Raw genomic sequence first — 16,152 nt, 5'->3', positions numbered from 1 at the left:
ATTCCGCCCTCAATTCAGGCGCGACCTCTAGTGTCCGGTCCTTCGTGCGGATAGAGCTTGCCGAACAGCGGCAGATACATCGCGCCCTTGCGCATCAGGAAATCGTGGAACGTCGCCATCGCCGGCGAGATCGCGTGATCGCTGCGCATCACCGAAAACCATTGCCGGCGGATCGGCATGCCGACGACGTCGAGGATGACCAGCCGGCCGGCTTCGGTTTCTGCAGCGATGGTGTGGGCAGAGATGAAGGCGATGCCGAGCCCGGCCATCACCGCCTGCTTGATCGTCTCGTTCGAGCCCATCTCGACGCCGAGGTCGTCGATGCGCCCGGGCACGTCGCTCAGGAATATCTCCAGCGAGATGCGTGTACCGGAGCCGGGCTCGCGGATGAGGAAATGCTCTTCGGCGATCCGCTCCTTGGATATCTCGCGCGCTGACGCCAGCGGGTGGTCGGGCGGCGCGATGATGACCAGCGGGTGATCGCCGAACACCGAGGCACGCACCGGGACTTCCTTCGCCGGGCGCCCCATCAGCGCGATGTCGATGTCGTGGTTCTTCAGACTGTCGATCGTTTCGGCGCGGTTGCCGATGGCGAGCCGCATGTCGATGTCGGGATGTTCTTTCATGAAGCCGGCCATGAGCCGCGGCGCGAAATATTTGGCGGTGGAAACGACGCCGAGCCGCAAGCTGCCGATACGCACGCCCTTGATCGCATCCATCTTGTCTTCGAGCAGGCGAAGCCGCTCCTCGATGGCTTGCGCCGTCTCGACGAAGGCCAACCCTGCGGCAGTCGGACGCATGCCGTCCGACGTCCGGTCGAACAAGGCCAGTTGAAACTCCTCCTCGACCTGCCGCAACTGGATCGTCACCGCTGGAGGAGACAGGCCCAACACTTTGGCCGCGCTGACGATTTTTCCGTGGCTGACGATTGCCTGAACGGTCTTGAATTGCCTGAGCGTGAGATTCCTCATGCGTCATATTAAATTTTTTTTAGTGCGAAAGTAAAGTTATTGAATTTTACTTATCCCGCTTCGTTTGTTCTCATTCCCCTATCCGGCCGATCCGAGGAGAGGCGGCTGGATCGGGAGGTTACGATGCCAGCGGCAACGCTCGACGCTTTTCTGAATTCCTATCTCGGCCCGCCGGACGAACTGCGCTCTGCGGTCGTAGCGACTGTCCGTCAGCTGACGCAGGCCGCCACCAAGATCCGCAACACCATCAATCAAGGGGTGCTCGGCACCGCCTTTGCCGGATCCCGCGGCGCCAATGCCGACGGCGACATCCAGAAGGATCTCGACATCTTCGCCGACGACATCTTCCTCGACGCCATGCGCCACGCTCCGGTCGCGCTCTACGCCTCCGAGGAACTGGAGCAGCCGGTCCTGCTCGACAGGCAGGCGCCTCTCGCCATCGCCATCGACCCGCTCGACGGCTCTTCCAACATCGACACCAACGTGTCGATCGGAACGATTTTCTCGCTCCTCCCTGCAACTGGCGCGCCGGACGAAAATCCGGCCGCCTCTTTTTTGCAGCCAGGGGTGAACCAGTTGGGCGCCGGTTTCTTCATTTATGGGCCGCAGCTGGCGCTGGTTCTGTCGCTCGGCAGCGGCACGCATGTCTTCGTTCTCTCGACCAGGCTCGGCACCTTCGTCCAGGCCTATGAAAGCCGGATCATCCCGCAGCGTACCCAGGAGTTCGCCATCAACGCCGCCAACTACCGGCATTGGGACGAGGCGGTGCGGCTCTACATCGACGACTGCCTCGAAGGCACCGAAGGCCCACGCGGAAAGGACTTCAACATGCGCTGGATCGCCTCTCTGGTCGCCGACTGCTATCGTATACTGATGCGCGGCGGTGTATTCCTGTATCCAGGCGACAAGCGCAAGGGTTACCGCCAGGGTCGGCTGCGCCTCGTCTACGAGGCCAACCCGATCGCCTTTCTCATCGAACAGGCCGCCGGCGCCGCTACCGACACGATCACCCGCATCCTCGAAATCGAACCCGAGAGCCTGCACCAGCGCGTGCCCATGGTGTTCGGATCGGCGCGGGAAGTCGCGCGCATCACCCGCTACCACATCGAGCCCAGCGCGATCGGCGAGCGTGCGCCGCTGTTCAGCCGCCGCGGCCTGTTCAGGGCCTGAGCACCATGTCGGCGAAGCACCCCATCATCACCATCACCGGGTCGTCGGGCGCAGGCACCACCTCGGTCAAGCGCATCTTCGAGCTGATCTTCCGGCGCGAGAACATCGACGCCGCCTTCATCGAGGGCGATGCCTTTCACCGCTACGACCGCGCCACGATGAAGACAAAGGTGGCCGAGGAGGAGAAGGCGGGCAATCCGAACTTCACCCACTTCCATGCCGAGGCCAACGAACTCGCAATCCTCGAAGAGGTTTTTGAGGAATATGGCCGCCGCGGAACCGGGAAGACCCGCACCTACATCCATGACGAGGACGAGGAGAAGCAGTACGGCACGCCGCCGGGACAATTTACCGAATGGCGCGAATTCCCGCCGAGCGACCTGCTCTTCTACGAGGGCCTGCATGGCTGCGTCGTCACCGACAAGATAGACCTGGCCCGGCACGCTGACCTCAGGATCGGCGTGGTGCCGGTCATCAATCTCGAATGGATCCAGAAGATCCATCGCGACCGCGCAACCCGCGGCTATTCCACCGAGGCGGTGATGGACGTGATCCTGCGCCGTATGCCGGACTATGTCCGCTACATCGTCCCGCAGTTCTCGCAGACCGCCATCAACTTCCAGCGCGTGCCGATCGTCGACACGTCCAACCCGTTCATCGCGCGCTGGATTCCGACGCCCGACGAATCGATGCTGGTCATCCGCTTCGCCAATCCCCGCGGCATCGATTTCCCCTACCTGCTTTCGATGATCCACGACTCCTTCATGTCGCGGCCGAATTCCATAGTGGTGCCAGGCAACAAGCTCGATCTTGCCATGCAGCTGATCCTGACGCCGCTCATCCTGCAATTGATCGAACGCAAGAACCGTGTGTCGTGAGGAGGACGCCATGAACAGCCAAGCAGCAGCCCTGAAGCCCGTCGCCGCCGTCTCGGAACGCGACATGGCGAACGCCATTCGCGCACTGGCGATGGACAGCGTCCAAAAGGCCAATTCCGGTCATCCGGGCATGCCGATGGGCATGGCCGATGTCGCGACGGTGCTGTTCAGCCGCTTCATCAATATCGATCCGTCGGCGCCCAACTGGCCCGATCGCGACCGCTTCGTGCTTTCGGCCGGGCACGGCTCGATGCTGCAATATGCGCTGCATTACCTGCTCGGCTACGAAGACATGCCGATCGAGGAATTGCAGCGGTTTCGCCAGCTGGGCAGCCGCACCGCCGGACATCCCGAATATGGCCATGCGCTTGGCATCGAGACGACGACCGGTCCGCTTGGACAAGGCATTTCGAACGCCGTCGGCATGGCGCTGGCGGAGCGCATGCTTGCCGCCCGCCACGGCGCCGATCTCGTCGACCATTTCACCTACGTGATCGCCGGCGACGGCTGCCTGCAGGAAGGCATCAGCCACGAGGCGATCGACCTTGCTGGCCATCTGAAGCTGTCCCGGCTGATCGTCTTCTGGGACGACAATGCGATCTCGATCGACGGACCGACCTCGCTGTCGACATCGATGGACCAGCCGGCACGGTTCAAAGCCGCCGGATGGCATGTCCAATCGGTGGACGGCCACGACACGGAAGCCGTTGCAGCGGCAATCGAAGCGGCGCAGCAGTCTGACCGGCCCTCGCTGATTGCCTGCCGCACGGTGATCGGCAAGGGCGCGCCCAATCTGGGCGGCTCGGAAAAGACGCATGGCGCGCCGCTGGGCGACGCGGAGATCGCCGCGACGCGTGAAAACATCGGCTGGGCCTACGCGCCGTTCGAGGTGCCGGACGACATCTTGTTCGCCTGGCGCGAAATTGCCGAGCGCGGGCAAGCGGCACGGCACGCCTGGGAGCAGCAGCTTGCCGCCTCGCCGCAGCGCGACACCTTCGAGAGCGCGGTCGCCGGCACCCTGCCCGACGCGGTCTTCGAAGCGCTCCACGCCTTCCGCAAGGAGCATGTCGAAAAGGCGACCAAGGTCGCAACGCGAAAAGCCTCCGAAATGGCGCTCGGCGCCATCAACGCCGCAACCGAGCTGACCGTCGGTGGCTCCGCCGACCTGACGCATTCGAACCTGACGATCACCAAGGGCATGGATCGCATAGCGCCTGGTGCCTATGCCGGCCGCTACATCCACTACGGCATCCGCGAGCATGGCATGGCCGCGGCCATGAACGGCATCGCGCTGCATGGCGGCTTCGTGCCTTATGGCGGCACCTTCCTGTGCTTCGCCGACTATGCGCGCGGCGCCATGCGGCTCTCGGCGCTGATGGGCCAGCGCGTCATCTATGTGATGACGCATGATTCCATCGGTCTCGGCGAGGACGGCCCGACCCACCAGCCGATCGAGCACCTGGCGATGCTGCGGGCGACGCCCAACCTCAACGTCTTCCGGCCGGCAGACATCATCGAAACGGCGGAGTGCTGGGAACTGGCGCTGAAGAGCAAGAATCGGCCGAGCGTGCTGGTGCTCTCGCGGCAGAACCTGCCGATGCTGCGCCAGGCATATAGCGACGAGAACCGGTCGAGCCAGGGCGCCTACGTCCTGCGCGAGCCAGCCGGGCACCGCGCCGTGACGCTGATCGCCACCGGCTCGGAGGTCGAGATCGCCGTTGCCGCCGCTGAACGGCTGGAGACCGGGCACGGCATCGCCGCCGCCGTCGTCTCGATGCCGTGCTGGGAGCTGTTCGAGGAACAGGATACCGACACCCGCAAGACCGTCCTCGGCTCGGCGCCGCGCATTGCGGTCGAAGCCGCAGCACGGCTCGGCTGGGATCGCTGGACCGGCGACACCGGCGTGTTCGTCGGCATGGCCGGTTTCGGTGCCAGCGCCCCTGCCCCGGATCTCTACCGGCATTTCGACATCACGCCCGAAGCCGTCGCCGCAGCGGCGCTGAAGCTCATCATCTAGGAAGGACCCCAAAAATGGCCCGCATCACCCTTCGCCAGCTTCTCGACCATGCCGCCGAGCATGGCTACGGCGTTCCGGCATTCAACATCAACAACATGGAACAGGGCCTTGCCATCATGGAGGCAGCCAGGGCCTGCGACGCGCCAGTCATCATCCAGGCCTCGCGCGGCGCTCGCTCCTATGCCAACGACATCATGCTGGCCAAGATGATGGAGGCGTTGACCGAAATGCATCCGGCCATTCCGCTCTGCATCCATCAGGACCACGGCAACAACGAAGCCACCTGCCTTTCGGCGATCCGCCACGGCTTCACCTCGGTGATGATGGACGGGTCATTGATGGCGGACGCCAAGACGCCGGCGAGCTACGATTACAACGTCGCCATCACCGAACGTGTCGCCCGCATGGCGCATTGGGTCGGCGCTTCCGTCGAAGGCGAGCTCGGCGTGCTCGGCTCGCTGGAGACCGGCCAGGGCGAGGCCGAGGACGGGCATGGCGCCGAAGGTGTACTTTCCCACGACCAGCTTTTGACCGATCCCGATCAGGCGGTCGACTTCGTCACCGCCACCCAGGTCGACGCGCTGGCGATCGCCTGCGGCACCTCGCACGGCGCCTACAAATTCAGCCGCAAGCCGGACGGCGGCATCCTCGCCATGCAGGTGATCGAGGCGATCCACGAAAAGCTGCCCAACACGCATCTGGTCATGCATGGCTCTTCCTCGGTGCCGCAGGAACTGCAGGACGTCATCAACAGGTTTGGCGGCGAGATGCCCCAGACTTTTGGCGTTCCGGTGGAGGAGATCGAGCGCGGCATCCGCTACGGCGTGCGCAAGGTCAACATCGACACCGATTGCCGCATGGCCATGGCCGGGCAGTTCCGCCGCGTCGCGACGGAGGACCCGCGCGAATTCGATCCGCGCAAATTCCTGAAGCCCGCCATGGACGCCCTGCGCGATCTTTGCCGCGATCGCTTTGAACGCTTCGGCACGGCGGGCAACGCCTCGAAGATCAGGGTCATCGCCATGGACGAGATGGCGAAACGTTACGCCGCGGGAAAACTCGACCCGCAGATCGCAACCGCGAAAGCCGCCTGAGCGGCAAACAGGAGACCTGTCATGAACAAGATCGACATGCCGTCAGCAGGCACGCTCAAGGAAGGCAAGGAACGCTACAAGTCGGGCGTCATCCCCTACAAGAAGATGGGCTACTGGGAGCCGGACTACCGGCCCAAGGAGACCGACCTGATCGCCATGTTTCGGATCACGCCGCAGCCCGGTGTCGACCACGAGGAGGCGGCCGCCGCCATCGCCGGTGAATCCTCTACAGCGACATGGACCGTGGTGTGGACCGACAGACTGACCGCCTGCGAGCTCTACCGCGCCAAGGCGTTCAAATCCGAGCCGGTGCCGAACACAGGTCCCGGCACCAAGACCGAGCAGCAGTACTTCGCCTATATCGCCTACGATCTCGACCTGTTCGAGCCCGGCTCAATCGCCAACCTGACTGCATCGATCATCGGCAACGTGTTCGGTTTCAAGGCAGTCAAGGCCTTGCGACTCGAGGACATGCGCATCCCGGTGGCTTACCTCAAAACCTTCCAGGGCCCGGCGACCGGCATCGTGGTGGAGCGCGAGCGGCTCGACAAGTTCGGCCGGCCGCTGCTCGGCGCGACGACGAAGCCGAAGCTTGGCCTGTCAGGCCGCAACTACGGCCGCGTCGTCTACGAGGCGTTGAAGGGTGGCCTCGACTTCGTCAAGGACGACGAGAACATCAACTCGCAGCCCTTCATGCACTGGCGCGACCGCTTCCTCTACTGCATGGAGGCTGTGAACAAGGCGTCGGCCGCTACCGGCGAAGTCAAGGGCCATTATCTCAACGTCACCGCCGGCACGATGGAGGAGATGTACGAGCGCGCCGAATTCGCAAAACAGCTTGGTTCCTGCATCGTCATGATCGACCTCGTCATTGGCTACACGGCGATCCAGTCGATGGCCAAGTGGGCACGCCGCAACGACATGATCCTGCACCTGCACCGCGCCGGCAACTCGACTTATTCGCGCCAGAAGAACCACGGCATGAATTTTCGCGTCATCTGCAAATGGATGCGGATGGCCGGCGTCGATCACATCCATGCCGGCACGGTTGTCGGCAAGCTGGAAGGCGACCCGCTGATGATCAAGGGTTTTTATGACACGCTGCGCGAGGAGCGCACGCCGCAGAACCTCGAAACCGGGCTGTTCTTCGATCAGGACTGGGCCTCGCTCAACAAGGTGATGCCCGTCGCCTCGGGCGGCATCCATGCCGGCCAGATGCACCAGTTGATCCACTATCTCGGCGAGGACGTCGTCCTGCAGTTCGGCGGCGGCACGATTGGCCATCCGGATGGCATCCAGGCCGGCGCGACGGCCAATCGTGTCGCGTTGGAGGCGATGATCCTCGCCCGCAACGAGGGCCGCGACTATCTGCGCGAAGGGACCAAAATCCTCGAACAGGCGGCCAGATGGTGCACGCCGCTGAAGGCGGCCCTGGAGACCTGGAAGGACGTCACCTTCAACTACGAATCGACCGACACGGCCGACTTCGTGCCAACCGCAACGCCCAGCTTCTAGACGAAAGGAACCGTCGCCATGATGACCAATCCGGGAAACAAGGTCACGCAGGGACAGTTTTCGTTCCTCCCCGACCTGACCGATGAGCAGATTTCGGCGCAGATCAAATACGCGCTGAAAAACCACTGGGCGGTCAGCGTCGAGTACACGGACGATCCGCATCCGCGAAACACCTATTGGGAAATGTACGGCAACCCGATGTTCGACCTGAAGGACCCGGCGGGCATCCTGCTTGAAATCAATAGCTGCCGGAAAGCCATGCCCAACATGTATGTCCGGGTCACCGCCTTCGATTCGAGCAAGGGCTGGGAAGCGCCGCGCATGTCGTTCATCGTCAACCGGCCGCCCAACGAACCCGGGTTCCGGCTGCTGCGCCAGGAGCGCGACGGCCGCAGCCAGGGCTATTCGATCGTGCCTTATGCGACCGACAGGCCCGAAGGCGAGCGGAGCTAGCCGAAACCATGCTGGACGCGATAGCAAAGGGCACTGCCGCGCAGGACGAATCGGTTGATCTGCAGGCCGAGTTCGAGGCGTCCAACATCGACGAGGTGATGGACAAGCTCGACCGCGAACTCGTTGGCCTGAAGCCCATCAAGACCCGCATCCGCGAGATCGCGGCGCTGCTCCTGGTCGACCGGCTTCGCCGCAAGTTCGGCCTGACCTCGGGCGCGCCGACGCTGCACATGAACTTTACCGGAAATCCGGGCACCGGAAAGACCACCGTGGCGCTGAGGATGGCCGAAATCCTGCATCGTCTCGGCTATGTTCGCGAAGGCCACATGGTCGCGGTGACGCGAGACGATCTCGTCGGCCAGTATGTCGGCCACACCGCGCCCAAAACCCGCGAAGTAATCAAGCGCGCCATGGGCGGGGTGCTTTTCATCGACGAGGCCTACTATCTCTACAAGCCCGAGAACGAACGCGACTACGGCCAGGAATCGATCGAAATCCTGCTGCAATGCATGGAAAACAACCGTGACGATCTGGTTGTGATTCTTGCCGGCTATAAGAACAAGATGGACCGCTTCTTCGACAGTAATCCCGGCATGCGCTCGCGCATCGCCCACCACCTCGATTTTCCCGACTACGGCGTCAGCGAACTCAAATCGATCGCCGAGATCATGCTGGCGGAACAGAATTACCGTCTCAGCGAGGCGGCGGCCAAGGCGCTCGAAGAGTATCTCCCGATCCGCATGCGGCTGCCGCATTTCTCCAACGCCCGCTCGGTCCGCAATGGGCTCGATCGGGCGCGGCTTCGCCAGGCCAACCGGCTTTTCGCGTCGCGCGACCGGGTGTTGACGAAGACCGACCTTATCACCATTGAAGAATCCGATATTCGCGGCAGCCGCGTGTTCGCGGAAGGCAAGCTCGAAGGCGAGCCGGTGACGAAGGCGCGCTGACAAGATGACTCCGGTTGGTGTGCAGCGACCGGAAACGGAAGACGGAACGGGAGCCGACGACTATGGGTACCAAGACAATCATCGCGCCCTCGGTGCTTTCTGCGGACTTCTCGCGGCTCGGCGACGAGGTCGAAGCGGTCGTCCGGGCGGGCGCCGACTGGATCCATCTCGACGTGATGGACGGCCATTTCGTGCCCAACATCACCTTCGGTCCGCCGGTGATCAAGGCGATCCGTGATCGAACGGACAAGATCTTCGACTGCCACCTGATGATCGCGCCGGCCGACGCCTATCTCGCCGCCTTCGCCGATGCCGGCTGCGACATCATCACGGTGCATGCCGAGGCCGGGCCGCATCTCGACCGTTCGCTGCAGGCGATCAGGAATCTCGGCAGGAAGGCCGGCGTGTCGCTGAACCCGTCGACGCCGGAAAGCGTCATCGAATATGTGCTCGACCGGCTCGATCTGGTGCTTCTGATGACCGTCAATCCGGGTTTCGGTGGCCAGGCGTTCATTCCGGCTGTCGTCGACAAGGTCAGGCGGGTCAAGGCACTGATCGGCAGCCGCCCGATCGACATCGAGATCGACGGCGGCGTCACGCCCGAGACCGCTCCGCTGGTCAGCGCGGCCGGCGCCAATGTGCTGGTCGCCGGCTCGGCCATCTTCAAGGGCGGCACCGAAGCTGCCTATCGCGCCAATATCGGCGCCATCAGACAGGCAGCCGACGGGGCGATCCGGAAAGCCGCGTAAACCGTCTCATCGGAGGCCAAACATTTCATCGGAGGAAACCTTGGCGGCAATCCCACCTGTCTGCGATTTCGGCTGGCAAGCCATCGATGCCGTTTTGCCCGGCGTCGACGGCAAATCGCATTCGATCTTCAGCCACGCCGGCCCGAACGGGCTGGTCGTGGCCTTCATCTGCAACCATTGCCCTTATGTGAAGGCGGCGATTTCCCGCATCGTCCGCGATGCCAACGACCTCAAGCCCGAAGGCATCGGCTTTGTCGCGATCAATTCCAACGATGCCGACGCCTATCCGGATGATTCCTTCGACAACATGAAGCTCTTCGCCAGGACGAACGGCTTCACTTTCCCCTACCTCCACGACGAGCGCCAGACGGTGGCGCGTGCCTATGGAGCCGTTTGCACTCCGGATTTCTTCGGGCTCAACAGCGACTTGACGCTGCAATATCGCGGCCGGCTGGACGCGGCGCGACGCGACGCCGGACCGCCCGGGCTGAGGCGCGACCTGTTCGAGGCGATGAAGCAAATTGCCAGAACCGGCGACGGACCGCTGGACCAGATCGCTTCGATCGGCTGCTCGATCAAGTGGAAGGACGCCGCATGAACGTCGGCATGAGTAGGCCGTTTCGATCGTCGAAAGCGATCCTGTTCGATCTCGACGGCACGCTGGTCGATTCGGCGCCTGATATAACGGCCGCCGTCAACGAGTTGCTGGCCGGCCGCGATCTGCCGCCGCTGCGCCTGGTACAGGTCAAGGCGATGATCGGCGGCGGCGTCAGGAAACTGGTCGAGCGAGTCTTCGCCGCTTCCGGTATGCCGCTCCTCGGCAGCGCGCTTGACGAGGCCAACCGCGCCATGGCGCCGATCTACCGCAAACATCTGACCGGCCTGACGACGCTGATGCCTGGCGTCAGGGAGGTTCTCACCCACTTCCACTTGAGCGGAATAGCCATGGGCGTGGTGACCAACAAGCCGCAGTTGGCGGCTCGCGAAATCCTGCTGCATTTTGGGCTGACGGAACATCTCGGCGCGATCGTCGGCGGAGACGCGGTGACATGCCTGAAACCGGCGCCCGACGCTCTGCTGCTGGCGCTCGACCAGCTTCAGGTCGAGCCTTGCGACACGCTGATGGTCGGAGACAGCAGCGCCGACGTGGTCGCCGCCCGCTCCGCCGGCATGCCCGTCATTCTGCTGCGCGGCGGCTACACCCAAATTGCCGTTGAAGAGCTTGGCGCCGACCTCGTTTGCGACGGCCTGCTCGACCTGCCTTCCGCCATGCGGAGGCTGCAAGACGCCGCTTGACCGGCGGCGCCGGCCATCAGCGCGGCGCCGGCCGAACGCAGTTAGAACGGCCGGCGAAGTAACGCTACTTCCTGCGGAAGAACCGGGTTACTTCCTGCGGAAGAACCGGGTTACTTGGAGTATTGCTTCAGATAGGCGATGACGTTGGCGAGATCCTCGTCTTTCTTGAGACCGGGAAACGCCATCTTCGTGCCTTTGATCATGGCCTTGGGATCGCGAAGATAGGTCGTCAGCGTGGCTTCGTCCCATTTGACGCCGGATTTACCCGCCTCGGTCATGGGCTTGGAATATTTGAACCCCGGATGCGTGCCGGCCGTCCGGCCGATAACGCCGCTCAACGATGGACCGACCTTGTTCTGGTCCTTGTCAACGACGTGACAGACCTTGCATTTGGCGAAGACCTTCTCACCCGCGGCGGCATCCTGTGCCTGCGATTGGTTTGTGATGAACGTCGCAACGGACACGACGGCGAAAAATGCGATTGCACGCATGGCATTTCCTCATTGATCGTCAAGGTGCCCTGGACGATTTGCGCACGCCGTTGTTTTGATCATCGGCATGCGTCGTTTATGGCAGAGCGAAAGCTTCTCCCCAGTGGAGTTGCGGCGCCTGCATCCTGGAAGCTACCCGGCAGATGAGCGATGTCAACCATGCAGCGGTTCGCACAGGCAATCGCTTCAGAAAAAAGGGACGGGTCCAAGTCGTACTGGCGATTGTCGACGTCGGCGCTGCCCCTCATCCGCCTGCCGGCACCTTCTCCCCGTATAATGACGGGGCGAAGGGGGCTGGCCGCAACGGAGGGCGATGAGGGGCTGCGCAAACGGAAGCGATTGTCTTGCAACCAGGGGTAGTTCCAACTTGACAGATGACGGCAGTTACGCTAGGAATTTAATTGGAATGATGATTGCGCCAACGACCCGCCCCGAGGCGGGTTTTTTGTTTCAGGTATCGGCGACGTCCCCCGAAGTTCAGAGCGCGCTCGGTTCCGGCGCCCCATCCATTCGCCTTTATTGACGGCCATCAGGCGAACGCGTAGCCTCAAACCAATCCGGTTTTCCATGGGCACCTCGGGACTCCGGCAGTTGGCGATTTTGTCCAGGCTCGCCGATCGGGCCGGATCTCGCCGAAGCGGGCGTCTTCAAGCGCGCAAGAGGTGCTGAATGGATATGGTCGACCTCATATTGACGGTTTGCCTGATTGCCAATCCGGGCAATTGCCGAGACGAACATCTCTATTTCGAGAGCCGCGGCTCTCTGGTCCAATGTATGATGCTGGCGCCCAGCGAAATCGCGAAATGGTCGCAGCAACACCCGACCCTCACGGTCAAGCGCTGGAAATGCGCTTTCCCGAACAAGGACCGTGCGATCTGATCGGCGCCCCGGTCTATTACGGCCCCGGGAGGAGACATCATGATGATTTCGCGTCGAGCAACGCTCCGGCTGGCAGCTCTTGGAACAGCCGCGGCTCTTGTCTCAAGGCCGTCCTTCGCCACGACCCCCTCCTTCGCCACGGCCAGGGTTCGCATTGGTGTGCTGAAGTTCGGCACCGTGAGCTGGGCGCTTGACACGCTGAAGCAGCACAGATTCGACACAGCCAACGGCATCGATCTGCAGATCATCGACTTCGCCGGCGAGGATGCAACCAACGTCGCCATGCTGGCCGGCGCGATCGACATCATCGTCTCCGACTGGCTGTGGGTCTCGCGCCAGCGCTCGGAAGGCGTCGACCTGACATTGGTCCCCTATTCGACCGCCGTCGGGGCAATCATGGTGAAGGAGGCGGCGCCGATCCGCACGATCACCGATCTCAAGGGAAGAAAGATCGGCGTCGCCGGCGGGCCTCTCGATAAAAGCTGGCTGCTGATCCAGGCGCTGGCCAGACGCGATCACGGCCTCGACCTGCCGGCAACCAGCGACATCGTCTTTGGCGCGCCGCCGCTGATTTCGGAAAAGGCGATGCAAGGCGAACTCGATGCGGTGCTCAATTTCTGGCATTTTTGCGCCCGGCTCGAGGCCAACGGCTTTCGTCGGCTGATCGGCGCCGATGATGCGGCGAAGGCGCTCGGGGCCTCGGGCGCCGTATCGGCGCTCGGCTATGTCTTTCATGACAAATGGGCGAACGAAAATCCGGACGCTATCAGGGGCTTCGTCAAGGCTTCGGCGCAGTCCAAGGACTTGCTGGCCAGATCCGACGACGAGTGGCTGCGCCTTGCGCCGATTATCCGAGCACAGGGCAAGGAATTGGCCAAACTGCGTGACCGCTATCGCGAGGGCATTCCCAGACGCCCCGTCGCCGAGGATGCGGCCGACGCGGGAAAACTCTACCGCGTGCTGGCCGAGATCGGCGGCGACAAGCTGGTCGGCCGCGCGCCCGAGATGGCGCCCGGCACGTTCTGGCAGGAGCTGCCGAAATGACCGCACCGGACACCGGCGATCGCCCGCCCGGCGCCGCAGCCGATATCTCCAGCCAATCCGGCCTTGCAGCGGCGCTGACACCCGTGCTGACGGTCGCGGTCTCTCTGCTCGGGCTTTGTCTGCTGTGGGGTCTTGCGGCAAATGCCTGGCCGAGCCGGGCCTTTCCTGGGCCGGGGCGGGTCTGGCAGGTGCTGCTCGCAGAGGCGGCGAACGGCGACCTTTTCTACCATCTCGGCGCGACCCTCGGCCGGGTTGCCGCAGCCTATGTCGTCGCGATGGTCGTTGGCTCGGTCATCGGCGTTCTCCTCGGCAGCCACCGCAGGGCAGACCGGTTCTTCAGCCCCTGGCTGGTCCTGTTTCTCAACATTCCCGCGCTGGTCGTCATCGTGCTTGCCTACATCTGGTTCGGCCTCAACGAGGCGGCGGCGATTGGCGCCGTTGCCGTCAACAAGATCCCCAATGTCGTGGTGACGATGCGCGAAGGCGCCAGGGCGCTTGATCCGAGTTACGCCGAAATGGCCGCCGTCTACCGCTTCGGTCCCCTCGAACGCATCCGCCATGTCCTGCTGCCGCAACTGCAGCCCTATCTTGCCGCCGCCTCGCGATCCGGTATCGCCCTCATCTGGAAGATCGTCCTTGTGGTCGAACTGCTCGGCCGCTCCAACGGCGTCGGCTTCCAGATCTATCTTTATTTCCAGCTTTTCGACGTCGCCGCCATTCTTGCCTACACGCTGGCTTTCGTTGCGGTGATGCTTGTCATCGAACTCCTTCTGGTGCAGCCCATTGAACGACATGCAACCCGTTGGCGCCGTCGTCCCGCTTAGGGTCGACATCGCCGAAAAGACCTTCAGGTCCGCGCAAGGCGTCTCGATCCCGGCGCTCCAGGACCTTTCCTTCGAGGTCCGGCAAGGCGAATTCGCCTGCTTGCTGGGGCCGTCCGGCTGCGGCAAGACCACGACGCTGCGCATCCTGCTTGGATTGGACAAAGACTTTTCCGGCTCGTTTCAACTGCCTGAAGGCGGCTCCAACCGGATCGCCGCCGTGTTCCAGGAGCCGATCTTGCTGCCGTGGCGGACGGTGGAGCAGAATGTCAGGCTGGCGCTGCCGAAAAGCCTGAGAACGAAGAACCTCGACGGGCTGTTCGACACACTCGGCCTCGCTGGCATGCGCTCGCTCTACCCGGCGGAGCTTTCGCTCGGCCTTGCGCGCAGGGCAGCACTTGCCAGGGCCTTCGCCACCGAACCGGCGGTGCTTTTCCTGGACGAACCCTTTGCCTCGCTCGACGAACGAACCGCCGAGCGGCTTCGGCACCTGCTTTTGACCGTGTGGTCGGCGCGGCCTACCACCGCCCTGATGGTAACGCACAATCTGCGCGAGGCGCTGATGCTGTCGGATCGCATCATCGTTCTCGCACAGCGGCCGGCCCATGTGCTCGGCATGTTCGACGTAAGGCTGCCGCGGCACTATCGCAATCCACAGGTGATGAGCGACCTTTTACGGTCGTTCCACCAAAAATTTCCGGGCGTGGCCTGATCGCCTTACGGCTCGAATTCATATCGGGGAAGCCATGCCGATCGATCGGACAAGACGCAAGCTTGTGAATGGCTTCGCCTGCACCGCGGTCAGTGCCGCGATGCTGCCCTGTTGCCTCGGGCGGGCCGCTCTCGCCGCTGCCGGCGGGCTTGAATTCAAGCTCAGGAAAATCGCCGACGGCGTCTTCGCCTTCCAGGGCGTCGATGAATTGATGAGCCCCGCCAACCAGGGCGCGATCTCGAACCTGGGCGTCGTCGTCGGCAGCGACGCCGTTGCCGTCATCGACAGCGGCGGCAGCCTGGTCGAGGCGAACGCCCTCATCGCCGCGATCGGCAAGATGAGCGCCAAGCCGGTTCGCTACCTGATCAACACCCACATGCACCCCGACCACATCTTCGGCAACGCGGCGTTCCGGGAGATCGGCGCCACCATTGTCGGCCATCGCAATCTGCCGCGCGCGCTCGAGGCACGCGGCGCGTTCTACCTGCAAAGCTTTCGCGAACAGATCGGCGACGCGCTGATGGAAGGGATCGAGATCATACCGCCGACGATGCTGGTCGACGACCGCCTGCAGCTCGACCTCGGCGGGCGCGTGCTCGAATTGCAGGCATGGAAGGCGGCTCACACCGACAACGACCTGACCGTCTTCGACAGCGCGACCCGCACGCTGTTTGCCGGCGATCTCGTTTTCATAGGTTCCTTGCCGACGCTCGACGGGTCGCTGCTCGGCTGGCTCCGCCAGATGAATGCGCTGGCCGCGATCGGCGCCGCGCGCGCCGTGCCGGGTCATGGCCCGGTGCCGGCCGGCTGGCCTGAGGCGCTGACGGCGGAGCGGCGCTATTTCGAAGTTCTGGCGCGCGATATTCGCAAGGCGATCGCCGACGGGGTGCCGCTCAGCGAGGCAGTCAAAACCGCCGGCGGAAGCGAACGGGGCAATTGGCATCTGTTCGACGACTACAATGAGCGCAATGCCACGGCCGCCTTTGCCGAACTCGAATGGGAATAGATCAAACCGACAGCGTTGGACGCTATCAGGTGCAGGGCAACGAGTCCAGGTTAACGGGCTTGGAGAGCTGCCATCAGGTAGTCGGTATCCCAGGTTGCGAGTTTTCGCT

The 16,152-nt window shown here is 63.2% G+C and carries 17 protein-coding genes; 15 read left to right on the top strand and 2 right to left on the bottom strand.

The genetic code is table 11. The features are described from left to right. Window positions 1-14 precede the first annotated feature (14 nt). Window positions 15-971: a LysR family transcriptional regulator gene (locus AC0L3I_RS10495; RefSeq protein WP_473526825.1), complete on the bottom strand. Its 957-nt coding sequence runs from the start codon at window positions 969-971 to the stop codon at window positions 15-17. 123 nt (window positions 972-1,094) lie between these two features. On the opposite strand from AC0L3I_RS10495, the gene AC0L3I_RS10490 reads away from it, so the two are divergent. The 10 genes from AC0L3I_RS10490 to gph all read left to right on the top strand — a co-directional run bounded on the left by AC0L3I_RS10490 (window position 1,095) and on the right by gph (window position 11,090). Further along, the gene (locus tag AC0L3I_RS10490; protein ID WP_473526824.1) at window positions 1,095-2,141 is read left to right on the top strand and encodes a class 1 fructose-bisphosphatase; all 1,047 of its coding nucleotides are present in this window, start codon (window positions 1,095-1,097) and stop codon (window positions 2,139-2,141) included. Window positions 2,142-2,146: 5 nt separating this feature from the next. Then, a complete protein-coding gene (locus AC0L3I_RS10485; RefSeq protein ID WP_473526823.1) occupies window positions 2,147-3,019 on the top strand; it encodes a phosphoribulokinase in 873 nt (290 codons plus the stop codon). Between the two features lie 10 nt (window positions 3,020-3,029). Continuing rightward, window positions 3,030-5,036: a transketolase gene (gene tkt / locus AC0L3I_RS10480; protein ID WP_473526822.1), complete on the top strand. Its 2,007-nt coding sequence runs from the start codon at window positions 3,030-3,032 to the stop codon at window positions 5,034-5,036. 14 nt (window positions 5,037-5,050) lie between these two features. Further along, window positions 5,051-6,130: a class II fructose-bisphosphate aldolase gene (gene fba / locus AC0L3I_RS10475; protein ID WP_473526821.1), complete on the top strand. Its 1,080-nt coding sequence runs from the start codon at window positions 5,051-5,053 to the stop codon at window positions 6,128-6,130. A 21-nt stretch (window positions 6,131-6,151) separates the two neighbouring features. Further along, window positions 6,152-7,645 (top strand): ribulose-bisphosphate carboxylase large subunit, encoded by a 1,494-nt coding sequence (locus AC0L3I_RS10470; protein WP_095496323.1) that lies wholly within the window; start codon window positions 6,152-6,154, stop codon window positions 7,643-7,645. Window positions 7,646-7,663: 18 nt separating this feature from the next. Beyond that, entirely contained in the window at window positions 7,664-8,098 is a 435-nt protein-coding gene (locus AC0L3I_RS10465; RefSeq protein WP_473485484.1) for a ribulose bisphosphate carboxylase small subunit, read from the top strand. Window positions 8,099-8,106: 8 nt separating this feature from the next. Continuing rightward, complete coding sequence (gene cbbX, locus AC0L3I_RS10460) at window positions 8,107-9,045, top strand: CbbX protein (protein WP_473526820.1); 939 nt, start codon at window positions 8,107-8,109, stop codon at window positions 9,043-9,045. A 62-nt stretch (window positions 9,046-9,107) separates the two neighbouring features. Continuing rightward, window positions 9,108-9,794 (top strand): ribulose-phosphate 3-epimerase, encoded by a 687-nt coding sequence (gene rpe / locus AC0L3I_RS10455; RefSeq protein ID WP_473485482.1) that lies wholly within the window; start codon window positions 9,108-9,110, stop codon window positions 9,792-9,794. A 40-nt stretch (window positions 9,795-9,834) separates the two neighbouring features. Then, window positions 9,835-10,392 (top strand): thioredoxin family protein, encoded by a 558-nt coding sequence (locus tag AC0L3I_RS10450; RefSeq protein ID WP_123148281.1) that lies wholly within the window; start codon window positions 9,835-9,837, stop codon window positions 10,390-10,392. Further along, a complete protein-coding gene (gph, locus tag AC0L3I_RS10445; protein ID WP_473526819.1) occupies window positions 10,389-11,090 on the top strand; it encodes a phosphoglycolate phosphatase in 702 nt (233 codons plus the stop codon). Before AC0L3I_RS10450 ends, gph begins: the two co-directional genes overlap by 4 nt. A 110-nt stretch (window positions 11,091-11,200) precedes the next feature. On the opposite strand, the gene AC0L3I_RS10440 is transcribed toward gph, so the two are convergent. Further along, window positions 11,201-11,581, bottom strand: coding sequence for a c-type cytochrome (locus AC0L3I_RS10440; protein ID WP_473526818.1), 381 nt, complete (start codon window positions 11,579-11,581; stop codon window positions 11,201-11,203). A 669-nt stretch (window positions 11,582-12,250) separates the two neighbouring features. Between AC0L3I_RS10440 and AC0L3I_RS10435 the strand changes: the two genes are divergently transcribed. Genes AC0L3I_RS10435 through AC0L3I_RS10415 form a run of 5 tightly spaced genes read left to right on the top strand, consistent with a single transcriptional unit; the run spans window position 12,251 to window position 16,043 of the window. Beyond that, window positions 12,251-12,460, top strand: a complete 210-nt coding sequence (locus tag AC0L3I_RS10435; RefSeq protein ID WP_473485477.1) for a hypothetical protein — start codon at window positions 12,251-12,253, stop codon at window positions 12,458-12,460. Between the two features lie 39 nt (window positions 12,461-12,499). Next, the gene (locus tag AC0L3I_RS10430) at window positions 12,500-13,504 is read left to right on the top strand and encodes an ABC transporter substrate-binding protein (RefSeq protein ID WP_473526817.1); all 1,005 of its coding nucleotides are present in this window, start codon (window positions 12,500-12,502) and stop codon (window positions 13,502-13,504) included. Continuing rightward, window positions 13,501-14,328, top strand: coding sequence for an ABC transporter permease (locus tag AC0L3I_RS10425; protein WP_473526816.1), 828 nt, complete (start codon window positions 13,501-13,503; stop codon window positions 14,326-14,328). The genes AC0L3I_RS10430 and AC0L3I_RS10425 overlap by 4 nt, the downstream gene beginning before the upstream one ends. After that, the gene (locus tag AC0L3I_RS10420) at window positions 14,297-15,037 is read left to right on the top strand and encodes an ABC transporter ATP-binding protein (RefSeq protein WP_473526996.1); all 741 of its coding nucleotides are present in this window, start codon (window positions 14,297-14,299) and stop codon (window positions 15,035-15,037) included. Before AC0L3I_RS10425 ends, AC0L3I_RS10420 begins: the two co-directional genes overlap by 32 nt. 34 nt (window positions 15,038-15,071) lie before the next feature. Further along, window positions 15,072-16,043, top strand: a complete 972-nt coding sequence (locus tag AC0L3I_RS10415) for a quinoprotein relay system zinc metallohydrolase 2 (protein ID WP_473526815.1) — start codon at window positions 15,072-15,074, stop codon at window positions 16,041-16,043. The last annotated feature ends 109 nt before the right edge of the window (window positions 16,044-16,152 follow it).

Source organism: Mesorhizobium sp. WSM4840, from assembly GCF_055811755.1.
This window is presented reverse-complemented; position numbering and strand designations above follow the sequence as displayed.